This is a genomic window from Alcanivorax limicola, assembly GCF_019931215.1.
Taxonomy (GTDB): domain Bacteria; phylum Pseudomonadota; class Gammaproteobacteria; order Pseudomonadales; family Alcanivoracaceae; genus Isoalcanivorax; species Isoalcanivorax limicola.
Genome location: NZ_JAIOUB010000002.1, coordinates 558,209 through 581,325, shown reverse-complemented (window position 1 = coordinate 581,325; position 23,117 = coordinate 558,209). Strand labels below are relative to the sequence as shown.

Here is a 23,117-nt window from a genome sequence, read left to right as displayed (position 1 = left end):
CATAAAACAGCCAATTGGGTAACCAGTCTCATTCGTGCCCAATGCTATGGGCTCAATCAGACTGCAAAAAACGACACTGCAAAAGCAGTACCAAGACATCCATGCCAAACATCAGCATTCCGGCCTGCACGCCGGGGTCAGTAAGATTACCGAATCATGACATGCATAACCGGAACCGGTTCAAAAAATGAACAATTCGGAGGCCAAAGTCAAGGAGTTAGAACAATTCTCTAACATTCGACATCATGTTACGGCGCCAACTGTACGCATGGTCAGCTAAGAAACAGCTGAAAGGCGGGATTGTCGGTTTCTTCGGTCATCGGGTAGGGCACATCCCGCAGGTCGCGGCGCAGGCGAGCCTCAGCGCCCACCGGCACCTGGAACCCGACCAGCACTCGCCCGTAGGCCGCGCCATGATTGCGATAATGGAACAGGCTGATGTTCCAGCGGCCACCCAGCGCACTCAGAAACTTCAGCAAGGCGCCCGGGCGCTCCGGGAATTGCACCCGGAACAACAGCTCTTCCACATCCGGCACGGAAGCATGACCGCCCACCATATGACGGATATGCACCTTGGCCATTTCGTTGCCGGTCATGTCCACCACCGGATAGTCCTTTTCTTCCAGCGCCTGAACCAGCGTGGCCAGATCGTCTGACCCCGGCCGCATCTGCACACCGACAAATATGGTGGCCGCCGCCGCATCGCGATATCGGTAATTGAACTCGGTGATACCACGCCGCCCCAGTGTCTGGCAGAACTGCCGGAAGCTGCCGGGGCGCTCGGGAATCGTGACCGCCAGAATGGCCTCGCGCTGCTCACCGACCTCGGCACGCTCGGCAATGTGCCGCAGGCGATCAAAATTGACGTTGGCACCACTGTGGATGGCCACCAGCGTCTTGCCTTCAACGCCGTGCTGGGCCACCCAGTTTTTCAGGCCCGCCAGGGCGAGCGCCCCCGCCGGCTCGGCAATCGAGCGGGTATCTTCGAAGATATCCTTCACCGCAGCGCAGATCTCATCGGTGTTGGCCGTTATCACCTCATCGACACAACGGCGCAGCACGCGGAAGGTTTCCTTGCCGACCTGTTTCACTGCCACGCCATCGGCGAACAGGCCCACCTCCTGCAATACCACCCGGCGCTGTTTCTCCATGGCGGCCTTCAGGCAGGCGGCATCCTCAGGCTCCACCGCAACGATGCGGATCTCCGGGCGCAGGTATTTGATATAGGCCGCGACACCGGCGGCGAGACCGCCACCGCCCACGGGCAGGAATATGGCATCAATGGGCCCGGTATGCTGACGCAGGATTTCCATGCCCACCGTGCCCTGGCCGGCAATCACGTCCGGATCGTCGTAGGGATGCACGAAGGTCAGGCCGTCACGCTCCTGCAGGATCAGGGCATGCTCCAGCGCCTCATCAAAGCTGTCGCCATGCAGCACCACCTTGCCGCCACGCTCGCGCACGGAGCGCACCTTGATATCCGGCGTCGTGCGGGGCATGACGATGATGGCCTTGAGGCCCAGGTAACCGGCGGCCAGTGCTACGCCCTGGGCATGGTTGCCCGCTGAGGCGCAGATCACGCCGCGCTGCTGCTGTTCTTCGGACAGCCCGGCAATCTTGTTGTAGGCCCCGCGCAGCTTGAACGAAAACACCGGCTGCAGATCTTCACGCTTGAGCAGCACCCGGTTGTTCAGACGGCCGGACATCAGCGCCACGTCATGCAACGGACTTTCGATGGCCACGTCATAGACGCGGGCCTGCAGTATTTTCTTGACGTAGCGGTCCGGCATGGCGTGAACCCGGGTTGAGTAGCAAGCAGGAAAGTGGATATCAGGCGTGATTGTACAGGCGCGGGGCCCGGCACGCATAGCACAGGCGGCGCCCCTCTCAACCATGCCCCTCGCAGCCGTCGTATGGCTGGCCTACAATAAACACCCAATCACTGCCGAGTCTCTCTCATGGATCAGGACGCCCAGAAACAAGCCGCAGCGGAAGCCGCACTGACTTATATCGAAGCCGGCACCATTGTCGGCGTAGGCACGGGCAGTACCGCCAACTATTTCATCGATGGCCTGGCGCGGATGAAGGACAGCATTCGCGGCGCCGTGGCCAGCTCCGAGGCCAGCGCCGAGCGCCTCCGAGGCCATGGCATCGAGGTCTTTTCCCTGAACGACGTGAATGAAATCCCGGTCTATGTCGATGGCGCTGACGAAGTCACCGCGCACCGCGAGATGGTCAAGGGCGGCGGCGGCGCACTGACGCGAGAGAAAATCGTCGCCGCCGTGGCCGAGCAGTTCATCTGCGTGGTGGACGAGAGCAAACGGGTGAAACGCCTTGGCGCCTTCCCGTTGCCGGTGGAGGTGATCCCCATGGCCCGCTCGTATGTGGCCCGGCGACTGACCGCCCTTGGCGGGCGACCCAAGTACCGAGAGGGGTTCGTCACCGATAACGGCAACATCATTCTGGACGTGCACGGCCTGGACATCATGCGGCCAATCAAGCTGGAAGAAGAGATCAACAATATTGTCGGCGTTGTGACCAACGGCCTGTTTGCCCGCCGCCCCGCCAATATCGTTTTGCTCGCCAGCAGCCAGGGCATCGAAAAATTCTGATCCTTCTGCAGCTTGCCCGCAGAAGATCAAAGCACCTCGGTGCGCACCATCAGGAAATTGCCCAACCGGGCGGCCAGGCGATCACCCGCGTGCAGCGGGCCGACGCCCTTCGGCGTGCCGGTAAAGACCAGGTCCCCGGGCAGCAAGGTGAAGTGCCGGCTGATTTCCGCCACCAGCGGAAATAACGGAAACAACATCTGCCCGGTATGGCCGTACTGGCGCACCGCGTCATTCACTTCCAGCAGCACATCCAGATTCTGCCGGGTGGACACACCCCGCGCCTCAATCAACCCGGACACCGGCGCCGACCCGTCAAAGGCCTTGGCTTTTTCCCACGGCAGCCGCTGCGCTTTCAACTCGTCCTGCACATCACGCAACGTCAGATCCAGACCGACACCGTAGGCCATGACCGCCGTTTTCGCCTCTTCGACATCGGCGTTGCGCAGCGGTGCACCAATCAACACCACCATTTCCACTTCATGGTGTACCGCGCCGCGATCGGCAGGGATATGCAACGGTCCATCGAGATGGCACAGCGCCGTGGCCGGCTTCATGAACAGCACTGGCTCTGTCGGCACCGCATTGCCCAGTTCGCTGGCATGCTCGGCGTAGTTACGCCCGACGCAGACCACTTTTCCCGCGGGAAGATCAATCGGCGAACCGTCGATCCACTTGTGTGCGTAGGTCATATCAGTTTGCCGGGGTTCATGATGCCGTTGGGGTCGAAGATCTGTTTCATGGCCTGCATATAAGCAATTTCTTCCGGGGAGCGAGAGTATTCGAGATACGGCTTCTTGGTCATGCCAACACCGTGCTCGGCAGAAATCGAACCGTTATATTTCTGCACGATTTCGAACACCCACTTCGATACATTGTTGCAGCGGGCAAAGAATTCTTCTTTAGCCAGCGCCGCAGGCTTGAGAATATTCAGGTGCATGTTGCCGTCGCCAATATGCCCGAACCAGACAATCTCGAAATCCGGATACGCTTCCTGCACCACCGCATCCACCTCTTCGACAAACGCGGGCACTTTGCTGACGGTCACGGAAATATCGTTCTTGTAGGGCGTGTGCGGCGCAATACTTTCCGAGATGCGCTCGCGCAATTGCCAGAGCTGCTCAAGCTGCTGCAATGACTGGCTCATGACACCATCCAGCACCCAGCCCTGTTCGACGCAGTGTTCGAAAATTGCCATCGCCGCATCGGCGGTCGCCTCGGACAGCTGCTCGAATTCCAGCAGACAGTAGAAGGGCGCATCGGTGTCGAAAGGGCGGGGCACACCGTGCGCGAGCACATGCTGCATAGCCTTGTCGGAAAAGAACTCGAAGGCGGTCAGGTCGATCTGCTGCTGGAACGCATGCAGCACCTGCATCACCTCGCTGAACCCCGGCGCGCCCAGCACAAACGCCGTGAGATCCTTCGGCTGACGCGCCAGCTTGACCGTCGCCTCCACCACCAGACCCAGCGTGCCTTCGGAGCCAATAAACAGATGCCGGAAGTCATAGCCGGTGGCGTTCTTGATCAGCCCCTTGTTGAGATCCAGCAGGTCGCCCTTGCCAGTCACGACCTTGAGGCCGGTGATCCAGTCACGGGTCATGCCATAGCGAATCACCTTGATGCCGCCCGCATTGGTGCCGATATTGCCGCCGATCTGGCTGGAACCGGCGGACGCGAAATCCACCGGGTAGAACAGGCCCTGGGCCTCGGCGTATTCCTGCAACTGCTGGGTAATGACACCCGGCTGTACGGTGACCGCCCGGTCGAACGCATCAAAGCTGAGCACCTTGTTCATCCGGTCAAAGGCAATCACCGCCTCGCCATGGGCCGCCACGGCCCCGGCAGACAGCCCGGTACGGCCGCCGGAGGGCACCAGGGCGATACCGTGCTCATTGGCCAGGCGCACGATCTGCTGCACTTCTTCCACCGTTTCCGGCAGCAGCACCACGCTGGGCGCCGGCGCCCAGACCTTGGTCCAGTCGGTACCGTAGCGCTGGCAGCTATCGGTATCGCTCAGGCAGCGATTGTCTCCCAGCAGGGGACGGAACAGGTCAGCAACAGCGCTATGATTCATGGGTCGATCTCTCCGGGCACACGCGGGCAGATGGAGGGTATTTCTCCGGGCGCGCTATGGTACCATACGCGCCCATTTCAACGCTTACCGGGATGCATCCATGGCCAGAAAGTCTCTCGAAAAGGACAAGATCCGCGTTCTTTTGCTGGAAGGAATCCACGATTCCGCCGTGGAGAACCTGCGTAACAGCGGCTATAGCAATATCGAGCTTCTGAAAGGCGCCCTCACCGGGGACGACCTGAAGAACAAGGTGCAGGACGCCCACATCGTCGGTATTCGCTCACGCACGCAGCTCACCGAAGAGGTGTTCGAGGCGGCTGACAAGCTCATGGCGGTGGGCTGCTTCTGCATCGGCACCAACCAGGTCGACCTGAGCGCCGCCCTGCGCCGGGGCATCCCGGTCTTCAATGCGCCGTATTCCAACACCCGGTCTGTGGCCGAGCTCGTCATCGGGCAGACCATCATGCTGATGCGCGGCATCCCGGAGCGCAACGCCTCCTGCCATCGCGGCGGCTGGCTGAAATCGGCCAAAGACAGCTACGAAGTGCGCGGCAAGAAGCTCGGCATCGTCGGCTACGGCAATATCGGCGCGCAGGTCAGCGTGCTGGCAGAATCCCTGGGCATGAAGGTCTACTTCTACGACGTGGTGACCAAGCTGCCACTGGGCAACGCCACACAAGTCACCAGCCTCAACGAGCTGCTGGGCCTGAGCGACGTGGTCAGCCTGCATGTGCCGGACACGGCTGGCACCCGCTGGATGATGAAAGAAGAGCAGATCCGGGCCATGAAGCCCAAGAGCTACCTGATCAACGCAGCGCGGGGCAAAGTGGTGGACATCGACGCCCTCAGTGCAGCGCTGCGTGACGGCCACCTGCTGGGTGCCGCCATTGACGTCTTCCCGGAAGAGCCCAAATCCAACGATGACGAGTTCGTGTCCCCCCTGCGCGAGTTCGACAATGTGATCCTCACACCACACGTTGGCGGCTCCACCCAGGAAGCTCAGGAGAATATCGGCGCTGAAGTGGCCGAGAAGCTGGTGCGCTACTCGGACAACGGCTCCACCCTGTCCGCCGTGAATTTTCCGGAAGTGGCCCTGCCATCGCATCCCGGCATGCACCGCCTGCTGCATATTCACAAGAACGTGCCCGGCGTGCTCAGCCAGATCAACCAGGTGTTCTCGGATAACGGCATCAACATCGCCGCCCAGTTCCTGCAGACCAATGAGGAAATCGGTTACGTGGTGATTGATGTTGACGCGGATTACAGCCAGCTCGCGCTGGAAAAGCTGCGCAGCATTGCTGGCACCATCCGTACCCGTGTGCTGTTCTGATCTGATCACATCTCATCACAACAGGGCCCACACCAGCCCACACCAGAAAGGACGCCCGAGGGCGTCCTTTTTTGTTCCTCAGTGTCGGCCTCGACACGCGCGCCACATAACGCTACCTTGAGCGTTCTTATAATCATTCTCTTCGGTGAACCTGACCGCCAATGCCCAGTCCCGTCCCGTATCAGGCACTGCTTCTGCTCCTGGTGACCCTGCTGTCGGGCTGCGCCACCAGCTCTCTGTTCAATCCCTATCCGCAACAGGCCGCACACTGGAAGGGCGACCTCAGCAGCGAGGAACCGGAGCGCGCCCTGCGCCACCTTGACCGCCGCACCCGCAGTGCCGACAAGCTGCTGTACCTGCAGGAGCGTGCCCGCGTGGCACAGATCGCTGGCGATATTGAGCGCAGCCAGGCGGATTTCGCCGAGGTCATTGCACTTTACGATGCGCAGGATCAACAGGCTGTGGTGCGCGCCAGCAGCGCCGGCGGCGGCGTCGGCGCATTAATGGTCAATGACAACGCGCTGCCCTATCGGGGGCAGGAGCACGAGCGCATCATGGTGCACGGCATGCAGGCGCTGAACTACTGGCAGCTGGGCGATCTGGAAGCCGCCGCCGTGGAGTTCCGCCGCGTCACACTCGAACAACAGGTCGCAGAAGAGCGGCGTGCAAGAGACATCAGCCGCGCCCTCGAAGACAGCGAACCGGTAGCGCCCCCCAGCGACTTCGAACAGGAACTGGCAGGGCTCAACCGTGCCGCCGCTGACGTGCGCTCCAGCATCCAGAACGCCTATCTGTATTATCTGGCCGGCGTATTCCGTGAAGGCGTCGGGGATTACAACAATGCGCTGGTGGATTACAAGAAGGCCTGGGAGGTCAACCCGTCGCTGTCACTGCTGCCCGCCGACATTGCCCGGGTGGAAGCGCGCGGCAATCGCCGCTATGTCACCGACCAGGGCCAGGTGGTGATTGCCTATGAGCAGGGCTTCATTCCCCCGCGTGAAGAAATCAACCTCCCCATTCCGACCATTCACGGCTATTTTGCCGTGGCGTTTCCGACTTATTCCTCACACCAGACACCGCCCTCGAGCTTGCGCGTCACCGCCACGGCCGACAACGACGCGCCCATCGAGACCCGCACCGAAGTCGCCGCCGCCCTCAGCGGCATGGCCGCACGCGCACTGCGAGACGGCGTGCCGGGCATGCTGGCCCGCCAGACCCTGCGCGCCACCGCCAAATATGAAGCACAGAAACGCGCCAACGATGACCTCGGTCTTTTCGGCGCGTTCGCCACACAGATCTACAATCTGGTATCCGAATCCGCCGACTTGCGCAGCTGGCTGACACTGCCCGCCTATGCGCAACTGGGACGGCTGGAACTTCCCCCTGGCGACCACGCTCTTACATTGTGGGGAACAGGAGGCAGTGCTACCGTAGAAATCCCCGTTACCCGCGGCGGCATCACGCTGGTCCGAGTGATTGATACGGGCCAGCGATTACATATAACCGTCATGCCCGCCCTGGAGGAAACACCATGAAATACCTTGCCTTGCTGTTGCTTGTGCCCGCCTTGCTGGCCGGCTGCGCTACCACCAGCGACCTGCCGCCGGAAGATCAGGCTGTCATGCGCTACGACAGCGTGTCCCTGGATGGCCGCCTGGCGCTGCTGGAAGTCAACCGTGCCGACAGCGGCGACCTGATCCGCACGCAGGTGCTGGTGCACAATCGCTCGGCCTTTGCCCTCTCATACCAGTACAAATTCCGCTGGTATGATCGCAATGGCTTCGAGATCGCGCCGGATGGCGAACCCTGGCAGCCCCGCAGGCTGGCAGGCCGCAGTGAAGAGCGCCTGCAAGGCGTCGCGCCGAATCCCTCGGCGGTACGCTTTGAAATCTGGGTGAGAGAATAAATCGTACTGGAATCATTCCAGAGATCATTGACCAAGGAGAGAACGCGATGACGCGTGTATTCACACTGGCGCTGGTAGTACTGGCCCTGACCATTACCGGCTGCACCCGGGTTCAGTACGGCGACGCGACTGCCACCGAAACCGTAACCGTTGATTTTGGCTCCACCGACCTGCAAATGATCGCCACCTCCATGGTGGACGACCTCATGAGCTTCCCCCCCGTGGTGCAACTGACCCTGGACCGGCGCCCCGTCGTGTTTGTGGACCGGGTGCAGAACCGCACGGTGGAACACATTGATACCGAATCCGTCACCGACAGCATCCGCACACGCCTGATCCAGTCCGGCAAGTTCCGCTTCGTCGACATGACCGTGGTAGATCGCGTGCGCCAGCAGATGGATTTCCAGACCCAGAGCGGCATGGTAGACCCGGCCACCGCCGTCAGCATGGGCCGCCAGATCGGCGCCGAATTCATGCTCTATGGCGCGTTGACCAGCATCGTCAAGCGGGATAACCGCACCAAGGACGTCTACTACAAGTTCACGCTGAACATGATGAATCTGGAAACCGGCATCATCGAATGGTCCAGCGAAAGAGAAATTCGCAAGACCCAGTCCCGCAGCCTGTTCGGTCGTTAAGACCGTTCATGCGGGGCCCAGAACACAGGAGTCAGATCATGCGCGCTGCACTGAAAGCATGCCTGTTGCTACCCCTGCTGCTGTCGCAGCCGGGGTTCGCCGAGCAGGCACCGGCGGGTGAGCAAACTGTTACGCGCAACGCCAGCGGCTACGGCAACTCACCCCAGCAGGCGGTCTCCAATGCCCTGGTGGAGGCCGCGCGACAGGGCCTGGGCGTGGTCGCCACGCTGGACCCGGACTTCCGCACCGGCGTGCATGAATGGGTGGTCAGCCAGGGCATCGCCACGGGCCGCCGATACAGCGAACCCGAGGCGCGCCTGCCCACACTGGCCGCCATCCGCAGCTATCGCGTCCTCGACACACAGCAACTGACAGACCATCTCTGGCAGGCTGACATCGAAGCGCAACTCCTGACGTTTCAATCCGTCGGCGAAGACCGGCGCCACCTGCCGGCCATCGCCATTGGCAGCTTCCGCACCGGGGAGGGCACCTTCAACCTCGGCGTCGATACGCCCGCCGCAGAGGTGCGCGCACAACTGCGCACCGCGCTGGTCAACAGCCTCACTCAAAGTGGCCGCGTCCGAGTGCTGGACCGCGACTTCAGCAACGACCTGCAACAGGAACGGCGCCTCACCGCCGGCAGCCTGCTGCCGGAAGAACAGATCCGCCTGGGCCGCGAAATGGGCGCCGACCTGATGCTGGTCGGCGAAATCCGAGACTTCCAGCTGGGCCGCCCGAATCGCAGCTACTACGGCACCTACTTCAACCAGCTGGAACCGGTGATTCGCATCCACTACCGCCTGATTGAAACCGCCACCGGCGAAATCCTGCGCGCAGACACCTTTACCTACCGACAAACCCCGGGCGAGTTACGCCGCCGCCTGCGGGATGCCGATATTGATCCGGAACAGGAAAAAGATCGCATTGCGGAATTCCTGTTCCCGGATGTGGCCACGGACCTCGCTGGCACTGTCACAGACACCTTGTACCCGGTGCGCGTCCTGGCCGCCGAAGCCGGCCAGATCTACCTGAGCCAGGGCAGCGGCCGGCTGGCAGTCGGCACGCTACTGACGCTGCACAACCTGACCCGCGAACTCCAGGACCCGGATACCGGGCAGACCATCCGCCTTGAAAGCCCGTCACTGGCCACGCTACGCGTCACCCAGGTGGAGCAGGATTATGCCGTGGCGGAGTTGATCGAGGGCAGGGCAGAGGCCGTTACCACGGACGCCACAGTACGCAAGGCGACGCTGACAGCTGCGCCGACCGGCGGCAGGCCGATGACACCGGGGTCTTCGGCTGCGCCGATTCAGTGGGATTGAGGGGTAGGGCTCATTGCGAGCCTTGTTGGGATTTCAGGCAGTAAACATCACTGCACACTTACTTTTCGGGGGGATTACCCCTGGCAAACATCTTTACGAGCATCACCATGTTAATAGCCAGCCCCAATGCAGCCACAAGAGCATTGGATGTGAACGCCATCTGATGAAGGGTGGCCTGCCTTGGCCCGCCCCCTTCATATTCTACGTGATAAGCGTATTCCTCTCTTTCTTTCCGATACTTCACCAAAACCCTCCGCCCCACCATCTCTGACTCTATCTTTTCGCATAGCTTACCCCCTACCGCCCTACTGAACGCCGTCTCGCCAACATGAAAATTCAGAATTCTCGTCCCTTTACCAATGGGTTCGGAGCAGTACGCATGAGACGCCACGCCTGTCATTTCTTCATAGTCATAATGGACTATACGAAGATAAACCGTCGACATCACAAGAAAAATAATCACATTGACCGATACGAACAACATTGCCTTTTGCATGGCAGACATACGCAATTCCCAAAGAAACTTACTGACTCAAGCCGCCCGCAGCCCGTAAATATATCATAGAGGGCAAGCATCTCATTTCCCAAAGGGAAGCTTTAAGTGAGAAAAGGAGACCGGAGGCCAGAGATGCTGGCACTGATTTATGTTAGCTTGTACTCTTGCCCATAGCCTTGGCAGACCTCACATTTGGCGCCTCCAGCACTGCCACTTCCCCCGTAATATGAACACTTGGACAGCTCACCATCAAGGATTCCGTACAAGGCCGCCTGGCAACGAGAGCCGTTAGCGCGATCAGCCAAGCAAGAGTCGTTAGAGAATTCCATGCTTAGGCTTCCGTACATTTTACAGATGGAGTTTAGTGCGCGCATTTTCAATAAAACCTTACAACGCTTCAAACAACAGAATATAAAGGCCCGCAGGGCTTTATTTATCTGACTGATTTGGCTTGTTAAGTTTTTTCAGGTCAATGACTTCTTCCGTGTCAATTCTGTGGATCATACGAATGAACTCCAATGCAACCTCGGAGGCGAGGCTTGAGATCATTTTATTGGTAATAGATTCATATTTTCCAGAAATATGATTGGCAACTGCTTTATTTACTAATTTAGAAATTTCCTCACTCATTTGTCTTTGTTGGAACGATTCAATAATGTTCCCGACTGCTGTTCTTAAGGCTTCCTGATCAGCGCCATTCTCGTGAGAAAGGCATAATATATTTTCGGCATCAGACACCTCGATTTCCCTGGACTCCTGTGTTACCGGGTCGATTGTGTAAGCCTTGCTGGTGCTAGGGCCGCTCCAGTCTTCAGTAAGGGTGATGAAAAACCTAATATTCCCGTATATCTCTAAAATGGCTACAACTCTTTTTGAGCTATCGCAGGATGAAACAATTAAGCGATGATTAATTTCCGAAATTGGCTCTACTTCTGAGGGAGGCTCTTCCGTTGTAAAGCTTACAAAACTATTCTCAACGCCTTCCTTATTTATGTATCCAATAATAGATTGGAATTCCGGCAGTCTTAGTCTATCTGGAGAAACAAATGTTGCCAAATAGGTTAGCGCCATCTTTGCTACTGACCTAAACTGCTTTTCACCCCCTATCTGAATGCATCCACTAACACGCGGGATATATGATCTTACGGATTTGGCCTCTAGGTCTTTGAAATCGTCAATAGACTTTCCGTATTTCTTTAATACTTCGGAAAGGATCTTTAACGCTTCTTCTTCAGAGTTGGCACTGATAGATATTTCCGCCCCTTCATCCTGCTCATTTATATCAACATTGCTCTTTGAGAATTTAATCTTCCCACCAGCAAGAATATCGAATTTCTTTCCTTCATGTTCTCCGAAAAGTTTTTGCGTCGGAGCCCGCTTTCTTCTTCCCGTCGTAATATCTAGCATTGTTGAAAAGAAGCTAAGCGATTCACTCATATCTTCATCAATCTCTTTCCCAAGCCTGTTATTACAGCCCACGCAACATACATTTTTAGATGTCTTCCTTCCACCCAGTGACGACAGAATTGCATGCTCCTCTGACCCTCTTCCTTGCTCGAAGGATTCGTTCGAGCAGTAGATACAACTGAGTTCCAAATCCATTCTCCCATTCAAATTAACAGGTATTTGGGCACCAGAATCATCATTGGGGTCAGACCTCTCATTTACCAAATGAAAACTTTAAGTGGGAAATGGAAGACCTGACCCCAGAGACTCCTGGCCACGCAGTGGCCGATGGTTGAGCGCTTTGTTAGTACAATTCTTCGTAAGGTTTCTCTATGTTCCGATCTACATAACCTACAAAGAAAAAGTTTTTAAATTCACATAAAAAGTTAAGCCCATCATTGTCTAGAGGGAATAGCCTAATAAACTTCTTTGATTTTGAGACTTTATTAGATTTGCCAACATATTCACATGCATCACTAATCAAACTTGCCCCGAAATAAATATAGCCGTATTTAATGTGATGCACGACAAATAAGTTATGTGGCAACTGGAAAAGAGTATGACTCTCTAGTTGTCGGTCTTGGACAGCGTGGAACTCAAAAATATCAATATCATCAATGTAAGCATCATACTCTAAGAAGAAAGCTGTAAATTTAGTAGTATGCTTAGGTCGTTCTACCGGAAAAATTAACTTCTGAAACGACAATTCGATGAAGTCGTAAACTAAATTCATTTCACGATTCTCTGCACTTTATCTGAGTTTAACAAATCTTCAGCGGCGTCAGATTGCCACTTATGCTGCAGATTTCGATTGTACTTCCCCTTCCCAACAATTGGAGATTGAATGATATCGAAGAAATCATACACATAATCACGAGGACCATTACCTTGCATACGCTTTATTTTTTCGCGCTCTAATTGAGCATAATGAAGGTCAAATGCTTCTTGGTGCAATTTAAGGTAGTCCAAGTTTTTTACCACTAATTCCACAACAGATACCTCTTCTTTGTCGTCGCAGTTCCAAGAAGCTTTAGATGCAACCCAAATATCTGGCGTGGTGTAAAAGCCCTTGCCAAGCTCTCCCCCACCAAGACTCCAGTCAATTTTTCCGCTGTGAATACTATCGATTGCGGCTGAACTTGAGCCATGATAATTTTTTTTCAAACTGCATCCTTTGATGATTAATTGATTTTACTAACAGCATGCCCAGCGGCAGCAAAAAACAGAGCGAGGTACGAACGACGCTTTTTACTGTCAGCTGCAGCTGCTTGTTAAATCAATTTCCACAGAGGCTCCGAAAAACCACCATCATCTGTTCTTAAGCATGTATTAAACAGCACCTGACTCAAGATTGATTGTGGTTTATCATAGTTTCTGCGAAATGGATTAACTTCCCAGTTGTTTGCAACTGCGCGATCTAGTTGACGCTGGATATTTCCAACGATCGTATTGGCTGCATGCTTTCGATTTGCACCGCTACGCATATAAAAGGCTGCTGCGTCCTTAGCGGCTCGCCAAATAAGATTGTATGCCTGAGCCACAGAAAAATTATCCAAGACCTGATTCAAGACAATTTTCGTTTTTTCACCAGCCGTAAACGACAATTGATGCTCTGCAACGACATATTCTAAATAACTTAGGCACTCTAACAGTGAGATTTCGCGTGCAAGTTCTACAATTTCATTATGCCGGTCATCTCGGTAATCTCCGCTTGCCAACAGTGCCTCTATTTTCTCGATGATGCTTCTCGGGCTCTTTGCGTCCTCAAACATCACGAAATTCCACGCCACCCGTGTTACGTAAAAAGTAAAACCACCTTCGTTATTTAATTCAAAAGCATCTAAATCAGACAGCGGACTGATTGCTATTAAGCCTTCCCGATATAACTTTCTTAATATTTCAATATCGAATTCAAACTCCGGAGATAGTGTAGCGGTACGATTTTCTTCGTGAGGCAGAATATATGACAAGTCTTCAGCAGCAGAGCGCCGAATAACTGCAAGCAAATATGCAATCTCTCGAAAGCCCAAGCTTGTAATTTCAATATTCTTATTGGCACATGACTCATAATCGCTTTTCAGCCTATCCCGAAATTCTTGTTCTTGAGCTTCTTTTAGTTCGGCAACACATGTATCACATACCCAGCCCGGAACTGGGATAAATGTATTACAATCAGACCTATTCTTAAATTGATACATCTCCCCACACACAGGGCAGGCCATATCCTCAGAAAATGCCGAACTGTTATTTGACACGATTTTCAATAAGGTGGCCGAATTAATTCCATACTTATTCGTTATCTCGGCTACCGTGGCCACAAACTGCCCGCCATCGCCCAAAGCCCAATAGTCAGAGCATATTGCTACGATTTCCTTGTCTTCTGAGTATATGTCAACGATCATCTGATGTTTCTATTCACTTAGTGATTTAACAAGTATTAGGACTCCGGCGCACATATCCAATAACGACGCACGCGGCCTATCACAGTATACTTATTTGTATAACAGTAGAAAGTCATTACAGAACAACGTCTTGGGGAATGCACGGATCGACCATCGCCTATACGCGTGATCTCTTCTTTCCCAATCCAATAACACTGTCCAAACCACCATAGCCCAGGATCATACAGCCCCCCGGCAGACAATCAGGACCAGAACCCCAGACACGCTACCGCCCTACCCGACATACCACGCATCATTCCATGCAGTGGCGAGCATCTTGCTGTATTGCGGCGTATTGAAGCAGGCGTTGCGGCAGCACCTCTGCTGGGTGCTTGTCCGGCTTGCCAGTAACCCTTGCCAGATACTGCCCCGGTGGGCTTGTGAAGGCAACCCCGCCCGGTCAGGCGATCGGGCGGGCACAAAAAAGCCCGCTTGCTGCGGGCTTCTTCGTTAACGCTATAACGCTCAGAACTTGAAGGTAAAGCCCAGCGATATGGCGTCCAGGTCCACATCTTTGTCGAGCAGGCGGGCGTACTCGAGATTCAGCGCCAGGAACGGGTCCAGGTTGAAGTCGGCACCTACACCGTAGCTGCCGCCGTCAGCGCTTTCGCTGGTGCCGCCTGTTTTGGTTCGGGCATCCGTCCAGCCGCCGAGCAGATACGGCGTGAAGGCGGTCTGGTTCGGCAGGCTGGCGCGTGCGTAGAAGCCGTAATAGTTATCGATCTCTACCTTGGTGCCGCCGATGCGGTCGCCGCCGATACCAAAGCCCAGACGGGCCTCACCGGAAATGTACGGGTTCAGCTGCGCGCCCAGGCGGCCGCTGAGTACATCAAAATCCGGGTTCGAGATGCCGCTGACCTTGGCCTCCACATAGTTGTACTGGGCACCGAAATAGAATTCCGGCTGCATGCCGAATTGCTGTTGGGCCTGCGCCACACCGGCAAAGGTCATGACTGATGTTGCGCCAATGGCTGCTATCCACTTTTTCATCCTGTTTCTCCCTGGTCTCAGTTGAACACTGCAAAACGTGTGTGGCAGAGGTGTTTATTCGCTCTGCGGGTAGTCGCGCACCGGCCCGGTGCGTTCCCGGGCCTGTGCGTGTGCATCTCTTGCTGCCTGTCGCTGCGTGCTTTGGCGATCCGCCGATGCTTGTCGCGCTGCATCGGCTCGCTCGCGGGTGTCTTCTTGCTGCCGCTCGGCATGCTCGCGCGCTTCATCAATGCGCTGCTGTGCCTGGTCCCGTTGCGTTTCCGCGCGTTGCTGCGCGGCGTCGCGGTTTTCTCTGTCGCGTTCGCGGGCATGCTCGCGGGCATCACTGGCGCGAATGCGCGCATCGGCCGCGTCACGGGCAGCCTCGCGTCGTTCTGCGCTCGGTGCGTTTTCATGTTGCGTTGCCATCTCTGCGATTGCGGTACCGGTGAGCATGGCGGTCATCAACGCTGACAGGGCAAAAAGTCGCAGGGGCTCACGTGCCGCGCCTTTCCTTGTCGTGCTTGTCTTGCCTGCTACGTCTCTCTTTACCCTGCCACATCTCATCATAAAAGTATGTTTCCATGTTGCTGCCTGAGGGCGATGCGTCAGGCCAGATGCTTGCTGATAATGCGCAGTACCTGCTGCCGGCAATCCGTATGCTCGTTCGCCAGCTGATGTCGCGCGCCCTTGATCATGTGAATTTCCGGCTTGTCGAACAGGTCTTCGATAATGTTCAGGTTGTGGCGCCAGTCCACCGTATCATCCATGTCGCCTTGCACCACCACCGGCGACACTTTCACCGGCGACGCCCGCTCGAACAACGGAATCCACTTCTTCAATGCTGTTACCCAGCGTGCAGACAGTGCGCGGTGCTGTAAAGGGTCAAGGTGTTCGAGAAAATGTAAAAAATCTTTATCATTGGAATTCACGGTGAATACGCGTTTCACGTAGTCCGTGAACGGGCTGACCACCGCATGCAGCAACCGGCCAGAGCGCCAGGCAAACGGCCGCACCAGCGGGGCCAGCAGGATGATCTTGTCGAGGTCTACCCTGCCGGGCGCAAGATCATCCTGCTGGCCCTGCTGGTGCAATAAATAGTCCATCACAATGGCGCCGCCGGTGCTCTGGGCAATCGCGTGCCGCGGCGCGGGGAAGCCCTCTCCCATGTTCGCCAGACACTGTTTCAGCACCTGCTGATACACCTGAAAATCATCGACGGCGGCTCTCGGGCCGGATGACAGACCATGACCCGGCAGGTCATAGGCGACCACGGCGTAGCCCAGCCCCAGCACATGCCCGATGACATGCCGGTACAGTCCGACATGATCAAAGTAGCCATGCAGGACCAGCACCGTCCCGCGTGCGGAGGGTGGCAACCAGGTGTGCACCGCCAGGGTGTGTTCGGCTGCCTCAAAGTAGCCGAAGGCATGGTGCACCTCGGGAAACGGCTCCGCGAAGTCGATGCCGTAGTAGCGCGCATAGCGCAGGGCCTCTCCACTGATCGCCTGGGGGGTGGCCCAGTCCAGCGGTTGCCAACTGCCGTGTATGGCATCGACATCAAAAGGGGGAGCATCAGGGGCGGCGGCGTTCGTCATGCACAGAGCATACCCGCGACCGCGACCGTCGGCGAGTCTGTCAGCCACAATGACACGCTCATGACGCCGCATCCTTCACGCTCTCCCCAACTCACTGCCTGGCGCACCCTCATGACACTCACATCCTTCGACCTGGACACGATGCCACGGCGCTACCGCACCAACTTCGTGAATACGCTCAGCGGCTACAAGAGTGCCAATCTGGTCGGCACGCGCAGTAGCGACGGTCGCGAGAATCTGGCGCTGTTCAGCTCTGCAGTACATCTCGGCGCCGACCCGGCCCTGCTGGCGCTGGTGAGCCGCCCGCCGGTGAGCGATCGGCACACACTCGAGAATATCGAAGCGACGGGCTGCTTCACCGTCAACCAGGTGCATGCCGACATGGTCGCGGCGGCCCACCAATGCAGTGCGCGTTATGCGCGGGACGTGTCGGAATTCGATGCGGTGGGCCTGACGCCTTGGTACAGCGACACGCTGCAAGCACCCTATGTGGCAGAAAGCCGTCTGAGGCTGGGGCTGGTATTGCGTGAGCTGGTGCCGGTGGCGCTGAACGACACGGTGATCATCATCGGTGAAATCACCGAGGTCTTTACCGATGCAGAGAAGGTCGGGGAGGACGGTTACGTGGACATCGAGGGGCTGGAGGCGGTTGCCGTGTCCGGGCTGGACAGCTATCACCGCACGCAGCGTGTTGCACGCCTGCCGTATGCCAAGCCGGGGCAATCCGTTCAGGACTAGCTATACAGGAAAGCGCCGCCGCGCCATTTGATGTTATGCGCGGCAGCGCTGCCTGATGCGAGCGGGGTTACTTGACGCGGGGCGCCAGCTCGCCGTTCTCGTACCGCTGGAACATGACTTCCAGTGACAGGGGCTTGATCTTGCTGGCGTTGCCCGCCGTGCCGAAGGCCTGGTAGCGGTCGATACAGATTTCTTTCATGGCCTGTGTGGCCACCGCCAGGAATTTGCGCGGATCGAATTCGGATTTCTTTTCGGCCAGGAAGCGGCGCACGGCACCGGTGCTGGCCAGACGCAGGTCCGTATCGATGTTTACTTTGCGCACGCCGTGGCGGATGCCTTCCTGAATTTCGGATACCGGCACGCCATAGGTTTCGGCAATCTCGCCACCGAATTCGTTGATCACTTTCAGCCATTCCTGCGGTACGGAAGACGAGCCGTGCATCACAAGGTGGGTGTCCGGGATGCGCGCATGGATCGCCTTGATGCGGCCGATATCCAGAATGTCGCCAGTCGGTGGGCGGGTAAATTTGTAGGCGCCATGGCTGGTGCCGATGGCAATCGCCAGGGCATCCACGCCGGTCGCCTTGACGAAGTCGGCGGCTTCTTCCGGGTCGGTCAGCATCTGGCTGTGATCCAGGGTGCCTTCTGCGCCGATGCCGTCTTCTTCGCCCGCCTGGCCGGTTTCCAGTGAGCCCAGGCAACCCAGCTCGCCCTCTACCGAGACGCCGCAGGCATGGGCCATGGCAACAGCCGTCTGGGTAACGCGCACGTTGTAGTCGTAATCCATCGGCGTCTTGCCGTCTTCACCCAGGGAGCCGTCCATCATCACGGAGGAGAAGCCAAGCTGGATAGAGCGCTGGCACACGGCCGGGCTGGTGCCATGGTCCTGGTGCATCACGACGGGAATATGGGGAAACTCTTCCACCGCTGCGAGGATCAGGTGGCGCAGGAACGGTGCACCGGCGTATTTACGCGCACCGGCAGAGGCTTGCACGATCACCGGGGAATCGGTCTCATCTGCGGCCTCCATGATGGCGCGCATCTGCTCCAGATTATTCACATTGAAGGCCGGGACGCCGTAGCCGTATTCGGCGGCGTGGTCCAGCAACTGTCGCATGCTGATGAGTGCCATGGATACTCTCCTGTCTTGACCGTGTCAGGGCGGGCCATCTTGGCGCCGCCCACCTTGTTCGTCTAACTTGCTCGCCTGACTTGTACGCCTGACTTATACGTTTGTCAGCTGTTGCGCTGTTCCAGAATCGCGACGGCGGGCAAGACCTTGCCCTCCAGAAATTCCAGGAACGCGCCACCGCCGGTGGAAATATAGGACACCTGATCCGTCACGCCGTACTTGTCCACGGCGGCCAGGGTGTCGCCACCGCCAGCGATGGAGAAGGCATCGCTCTCGGCAATGGCTTCGGCCATTTCCCGTGTTCCGCCACCGAACTGATCGAACTCGAATACGCCCACCGGGCCGTTCCAGACGATAGTGCGCGCTTCTTTCATCAATGCGGCAAACACATGGGCGGTTTTCGGGCCGACATCCAGGATCATGTCGTCGTCTTCCACATCATCCACGCTTTTGGTGACAGCTTCGGCATCAGCGGAAAAAGACTTCGCCACCACCACGTCCACCGGCAAGGGGATATGTACTTTATCGGCGATCTTTTGTGCGGCGGGGATCAGATCGTGCTCGCACAGGGACTTGCCCACGGGCTTGCCCGCTGCCGCCAGGAAGGTGTTGGCAATGCCGCCGCCAACGATCAACTGGTCCACCTTGTCCGCCAGCGATTCCAGCACTTCCAGCTTGGTGGATACCTTGGCGCCACCGACAATGGCCACCACCGGCTTGGCCGGGTCTTTCAAGGCCTTGCCCAGTGCTTCGAGCTCTGCGGCCAACAACGGGCCTGCGCAGGCCACCGGCGCAAACTTTGCCACGCCGTGGGTAGACGCCTGGGCGCGATGCGCGGTGCCGAAGGCATCCATCACAAAGATGTCGCACAGCGCGGCCATCTTTTTCGACAGCGCTTCGTCGTCTTTCTTTTCGCCTTTGTTGAAGCGCACATTTTCGCACAACACGAGTGCGCCTTCGGCGACATCAACACCGTCCAGCCAGTCGCGCACCAGCGGCACGTCCCGCTCGAGCAGGCCGGCCAGATGTTCGGCCACCGGCTTCAGTGAGGCAGCCTCGTCGAACACGCCTTCGTCCGGCCGTCCCAGGTGCGACATCACCATCACCCGGGCGCCGGCATTCAGCGCATGGCGAATCGTCGGCAGCGAGGCACGAATGCGCGCATCGCTGGTCACCTTGCCGTCTTTCACCGGCACATTGAGATCTTCGCGGATCAACACGCGCTTGCCCTTCAGATCCAGATCCGTCATGCGCAAAATGGACATCTTGTTACCTCATCTCTCTGCCAGCCAGCTGACCAGATCCAGCAGCCGGTTGGCATAACCCCACTCGTTATCGTACCAGGCCACCACACGCACCATGTCGCCCTGGACACGGGTCTGGGTGGCATCAAAAATCGCCGACTCACTGCGGTGGTTGAAGTCCACACTCACCAGCGGGTCGGTATTGTATCCGATCAGCCAGGGCACCTGCTCGGCACGCTGGGCCATCAACTGATTGATCTCCTCCGCCGACGGCGTCTGCCGCAAACGCAGGGTCAGGTCTACCATGGCCACGTTCAGGGTCGGCACGCGGATCGAGCCGCCGCTGATACGGCCCGCCAACTGCGGCAGTATCTGTTGCACCGCGCCGATGGCGCTGGAGGTGGTGGGCACGATGTTCTGCGCCGCAGCGCGCCCGCGCCGCTCATCACGGTGCACATGATCCAGCAACGTCTGGTCAGACGTGTAAGCATGGACCTCTTTCATCAAGACCTGTTCCACGCCCCAGGCCTGATCCAGCGCCGCCAGCAGGGGCGCAACGGCATGCGTGGTGCAGGAGGCTGCGGACAGCACCTGCTGATCATCCTGCAGTGTCTCGTGGTTGACGCCATATACCAGCAGCGCATCTGCCTGATCAAACGGCACCGCACCAATAATGACGCGCTGCGCGCCAGCCTGCAGATGCATCGCTGCCTCGTCGCGGCCGCGATAGACGCCGGTGCATTCCAGCGCCACACCGACCCCCACGTCCTGCCAGGGCAACTGCGACGGCACCGGTTCGCTGAACAGGCGCGCCGTGTGGCGCCCCACCGTGAGGCCATCCGGCCCCAGCGACGCCAGCCCCGGGAAGCGACCATGGGTGCTGTCATAGCGAGTGAGATAGAGCAGGTCTTCCGGGCGGCCGAGATCATTGATCGCCACCAGCGAAAACGGCGCTTGCCAGCCGCCGGCTTCGCGCTCCGCCAGCGCTCGCACAAACGAGCGCCCGATACGGCCATATCCATTCAGTGCTATGCGCACGTTTGCGCTCCGCTCAGCTGATCAGCCCGGCAACCGCCTGCTCAACAGCCTCAGCCGTGATATTGAAGTGTTTGAACAGATCCCCTGCCGGGGCCGAGGCGCCGAAGCTGCTCATGCCGACAATGGCACCGTCCAGGCCCACGAACTGATACCAGTAATCCTTGATGCTGGCCTCGACTGCCACACGAGCGCGCACGGCCTTCGGCAGCACCTGCTCGCGGTAGGCGGCGTCCTGCGCCAGGAAGATCTCGACGCAGGGCATGGAGACCACGCGGATGTTCTTGCCGGTCAGCGCCTGTGCGGCCTCCATGGCCAGCTGCACTTCGGAGCCGGTGGCGATGATGATCGCGTCGGGCTGGCCTTCGCCGGTCTGATGCAGCACATAAGCGCCACGGGCAATGTTCGCCAGCGTCGCGTCATCGCGCGCCATGCAGGGCAGGCCCTGGCGGGTAAAGATCAATGAAGAGGGGCCGTCCGTGCGGGCAATCGCCGCCTTCCAGGACACGGCCGATTCCACCGTGTCACAGGGGCGCCAGGTATTCATGTTTGGCGTCTGGCGCAGGTTGGCCAGCTGCTCCACCGGCTGGTGGGTCGGGCCATCTTCACCCAGACCGATGGAGTCGTGGGTGTAGACCAGAATGGTCGGCTGCTTCATCAGGGCCGCCATGCGCACGGCGTTGCGGGCGTACTCCATGAACACCAGGAAGGTGCCGCCGTAAGGCCGCACGCCGCCATGCAGTTGCATGCCGTTCATCACCGCTGTCATGCCGAACTCACGCACGCCGTAATGCACATAGTTGCCGTTGGCATTGCCGGCGGACACGGCTTTCGAGCCTTTCCAGATGGTGTTGTTGGAACCGGCCAGATCCGCAGAGCCGCCAATCAGTTCCGGCAGCCAGGGGCCGAAGGCGTCCAGGCAGTTCTGGCTAGCCTTGCGGGTGGCGACCTTTTCCTGTTTTTCCTGGCACTCGCGAATATAGGCGTCTGCCTTGTCCAGGAAATCCGCCGGCAGCGCACCGCTCAGGCGCCGTTCCAGCTCCGCCGCCAGTTCCGGGTACTGCTGGCGATAGGCATTCATCAGCGCCTTCCAGTCAGATTCCCGGGCCGCGCCGGTTTCCCGCGCATCCCAGGCCGCATAGATGTTGGCGGGCACTTCGAAAGGTCCGTGCTTCCAGCCCAGCGCCTCGCGGGTCAGGGCAATCTCGTCATCGCCGAGGGCCGCGCCGTGGCAGTCTTCCTTGCCTTGCTTGTTGGGGGAACCGAAGCCGATCACGGTCTTGCAGCAGATCAGCGTCGGCTGATCCGGGTTCTTGCGGGCATTCTCGATGGCGGCCTGCACTTCCCCGGCCTCATGGCCATTCACGTTGGGAATCACATGCCAGCCGTAGGCCCGGAAACGCTCCACGGTGTCATCGGTGAACCAGCCTTCCACTTCGCCATCGATGGAGATGCCGTTGTCGTCATAGAAGGCGATCAGTTTGCCCAGGCCCAGGGTGCCCGCCAGCGAGCTGACCTCGTGGGAAATACCCTCCATCAGGCAGCCATCGCCGAGGAAGCAGTAGGTGTAATGATCCACAACCGGGAAGCCGTCCTTGTTGAACTGGGCCGCGAGGATCTTTTCGGCCAGCGCCATGCCCACGGCATTGGCGATGCCCTGGCCCAGGGGGCCGGTGGTGGTCTCCACGCCCGGGCACTCTTCATGCTCCGGGTGCCCGGCGGTCGGGCTGTGCAACTGGCGGAAGCGTTTCAGGTCGTCGATGGACAGGTCGTAGCCACTCAGGTGCAACAGGCTGTACAGCAACATGGAGCCATGGCCATTGGACAGCACGAAGCGGTCCCGGTTGGGCCAGCTCGGGTTTGCCGGGTTGTGGCACAGGAATTCGCGCCAGAGCACTTCGGCGATATCCGCCATGCCCATGGGTGCACCGGGGTGACCGGAATTGGCCTGCTGCACGGCATCCATGCTCAACGCCCGAATGGCGTTGGCAAGGTCGCGAGAACCGGGGCGGGTAGCGGACATGAAGCGGCTCCTGAGCTGTCTGTTGCACGGTCAATCAAGAACGGCGCCTGCCGGTAGGAACCGGGGCGCCGGTAAAGGGGCGCTATTGTCGCCCAGCTTGAGGCTGGCGGCAAACC

The 23,117-nt window shown here is 58.1% G+C and carries 22 protein-coding genes; 7 read left to right on the top strand and 15 right to left on the bottom strand.

Features of this window, described 5'->3' with window-relative positions:
* Window positions 1-272 precede the first annotated feature (272 nt).
* Window positions 273-1,790, bottom strand: a complete 1,518-nt coding sequence (gene ilvA, locus K8B33_RS08600) for a threonine ammonia-lyase, biosynthetic (protein WP_223425587.1) — start codon at window positions 1,788-1,790, stop codon at window positions 273-275.
* Between the two features lie 168 nt (window positions 1,791-1,958).
* Between ilvA and rpiA the strand changes: the two genes are divergently transcribed.
* Window positions 1,959-2,612, top strand: a complete 654-nt coding sequence (gene rpiA, locus K8B33_RS08595; RefSeq protein ID WP_223425586.1) for a ribose-5-phosphate isomerase RpiA — start codon at window positions 1,959-1,961, stop codon at window positions 2,610-2,612.
* A gap of 26 nt (window positions 2,613-2,638) precedes the next feature.
* On the opposite strand, the gene K8B33_RS08590 is transcribed toward rpiA, so the two are convergent.
* The gene (locus K8B33_RS08590; RefSeq protein WP_223425585.1) at window positions 2,639-3,301 is read right to left on the bottom strand and encodes a fumarylacetoacetate hydrolase family protein; all 663 of its coding nucleotides are present in this window, start codon (window positions 3,299-3,301) and stop codon (window positions 2,639-2,641) included.
* Window positions 3,298-4,683, bottom strand: a complete 1,386-nt coding sequence (locus K8B33_RS08585; RefSeq protein ID WP_223425584.1) for an FAD-binding oxidoreductase — start codon at window positions 4,681-4,683, stop codon at window positions 3,298-3,300. Before K8B33_RS08585 ends, K8B33_RS08590 begins: the two co-directional genes overlap by 4 nt.
* A gap of 100 nt (window positions 4,684-4,783) precedes the next feature.
* On the opposite strand from K8B33_RS08585, the gene serA reads away from it, so the two are divergent.
* The 5 genes from serA (at window position 4,784) to K8B33_RS08560 (ending at window position 9,879) form a co-directional block, all read left to right on the top strand.
* Window positions 4,784-6,013 (top strand): phosphoglycerate dehydrogenase, encoded by a 1,230-nt coding sequence (gene serA, locus K8B33_RS08580; RefSeq protein ID WP_223425583.1) that lies wholly within the window; start codon window positions 4,784-4,786, stop codon window positions 6,011-6,013.
* A gap of 161 nt (window positions 6,014-6,174) precedes the next feature.
* Window positions 6,175-7,548, top strand: a complete 1,374-nt coding sequence (locus K8B33_RS08575) for a COG3014 family protein (RefSeq protein ID WP_223425581.1) — start codon at window positions 6,175-6,177, stop codon at window positions 7,546-7,548.
* On the top strand, window positions 7,545-7,919 hold the full coding sequence (locus K8B33_RS08570) for a YcfL family protein (RefSeq protein ID WP_223425580.1): 375 nt from the start codon (window positions 7,545-7,547) through the stop codon (window positions 7,917-7,919). Before K8B33_RS08575 ends, K8B33_RS08570 begins: the two co-directional genes overlap by 4 nt.
* Window positions 7,920-7,966: 47 nt before the next feature.
* Window positions 7,967-8,557 carry a penicillin-binding protein activator LpoB gene (gene lpoB / locus K8B33_RS08565; RefSeq protein WP_223425579.1) on the top strand — a complete coding sequence of 197 codons (591 nt, stop codon included), beginning with the start codon at window positions 7,967-7,969 and terminating at the stop codon, window positions 8,555-8,557.
* A 38-nt stretch (window positions 8,558-8,595) separates the two neighbouring features.
* Window positions 8,596-9,879 (top strand): penicillin-binding protein activator LpoB, encoded by a 1,284-nt coding sequence (locus K8B33_RS08560; RefSeq protein WP_223425578.1) that lies wholly within the window; start codon window positions 8,596-8,598, stop codon window positions 9,877-9,879.
* A 58-nt stretch (window positions 9,880-9,937) separates the two neighbouring features.
* On the opposite strand, the gene K8B33_RS08555 is transcribed toward K8B33_RS08560, so the two are convergent.
* The 8 genes from K8B33_RS08555 to K8B33_RS08520 form a co-directional block, all read right to left on the bottom strand.
* A complete protein-coding gene (locus K8B33_RS08555; protein WP_223425577.1) occupies window positions 9,938-10,384 on the bottom strand; it encodes a hypothetical protein in 447 nt (148 codons plus the stop codon).
* A gap of 420 nt (window positions 10,385-10,804) precedes the next feature.
* Window positions 10,805-11,977: an HNH endonuclease gene (locus K8B33_RS08550; protein ID WP_223425575.1), complete on the bottom strand. Its 1,173-nt coding sequence runs from the start codon at window positions 11,975-11,977 to the stop codon at window positions 10,805-10,807.
* Between the two features lie 148 nt (window positions 11,978-12,125).
* Complete coding sequence (locus tag K8B33_RS08545) at window positions 12,126-12,554, bottom strand: hypothetical protein (protein ID WP_223425573.1); 429 nt, start codon at window positions 12,552-12,554, stop codon at window positions 12,126-12,128.
* On the bottom strand, window positions 12,551-12,985 hold the full coding sequence (locus tag K8B33_RS08540) for a GIY-YIG nuclease family protein (RefSeq protein WP_223425571.1): 435 nt from the start codon (window positions 12,983-12,985) through the stop codon (window positions 12,551-12,553). Before K8B33_RS08540 ends, K8B33_RS08545 begins: the two co-directional genes overlap by 4 nt.
* A 107-nt stretch (window positions 12,986-13,092) precedes the next feature.
* Complete coding sequence (locus tag K8B33_RS08535) at window positions 13,093-14,223, bottom strand: hypothetical protein (RefSeq protein WP_223425569.1); 1,131 nt, start codon at window positions 14,221-14,223, stop codon at window positions 13,093-13,095.
* 504 nt (window positions 14,224-14,727) lie between these two features.
* Window positions 14,728-15,252, bottom strand: a complete 525-nt coding sequence (locus tag K8B33_RS08530) for a porin family protein (protein WP_223425567.1) — start codon at window positions 15,250-15,252, stop codon at window positions 14,728-14,730.
* A 54-nt stretch (window positions 15,253-15,306) separates the two neighbouring features.
* Window positions 15,307-15,687 (bottom strand): hypothetical protein, encoded by a 381-nt coding sequence (locus K8B33_RS08525; protein ID WP_223425566.1) that lies wholly within the window; start codon window positions 15,685-15,687, stop codon window positions 15,307-15,309.
* A 152-nt stretch (window positions 15,688-15,839) separates the two neighbouring features.
* Entirely contained in the window at window positions 15,840-16,829 is a 990-nt protein-coding gene (locus K8B33_RS08520) for an alpha/beta hydrolase (protein WP_223425565.1), read from the bottom strand.
* Window positions 16,830-16,940: 111 nt separating this feature from the next.
* On the opposite strand from K8B33_RS08520, the gene K8B33_RS08515 reads away from it, so the two are divergent.
* Window positions 16,941-17,567: a flavin reductase family protein gene (locus K8B33_RS08515; protein ID WP_223425564.1), complete on the top strand. Its 627-nt coding sequence runs from the start codon at window positions 16,941-16,943 to the stop codon at window positions 17,565-17,567.
* A gap of 67 nt (window positions 17,568-17,634) precedes the next feature.
* On the opposite strand, the gene fba is transcribed toward K8B33_RS08515, so the two are convergent.
* The 4 genes from fba to tkt form a co-directional block, all read right to left on the bottom strand.
* On the bottom strand, window positions 17,635-18,699 hold the full coding sequence (gene fba, locus K8B33_RS08510) for a class II fructose-bisphosphate aldolase (RefSeq protein WP_223425563.1): 1,065 nt from the start codon (window positions 18,697-18,699) through the stop codon (window positions 17,635-17,637).
* Between the two features lie 104 nt (window positions 18,700-18,803).
* The gene (locus K8B33_RS08505; RefSeq protein WP_223425562.1) at window positions 18,804-19,964 is read right to left on the bottom strand and encodes a phosphoglycerate kinase; all 1,161 of its coding nucleotides are present in this window, start codon (window positions 19,962-19,964) and stop codon (window positions 18,804-18,806) included.
* Window positions 19,965-19,973: 9 nt separating this feature from the next.
* Entirely contained in the window at window positions 19,974-20,981 is a 1,008-nt protein-coding gene (locus tag K8B33_RS08500; RefSeq protein ID WP_223425560.1) for a type I glyceraldehyde-3-phosphate dehydrogenase, read from the bottom strand.
* A 13-nt stretch (window positions 20,982-20,994) separates the two neighbouring features.
* Window positions 20,995-23,001 (bottom strand): transketolase, encoded by a 2,007-nt coding sequence (tkt, locus tag K8B33_RS08495; RefSeq protein ID WP_223425558.1) that lies wholly within the window; start codon window positions 22,999-23,001, stop codon window positions 20,995-20,997.
* Between the last annotated feature and the right edge of the window lie 116 nt (window positions 23,002-23,117).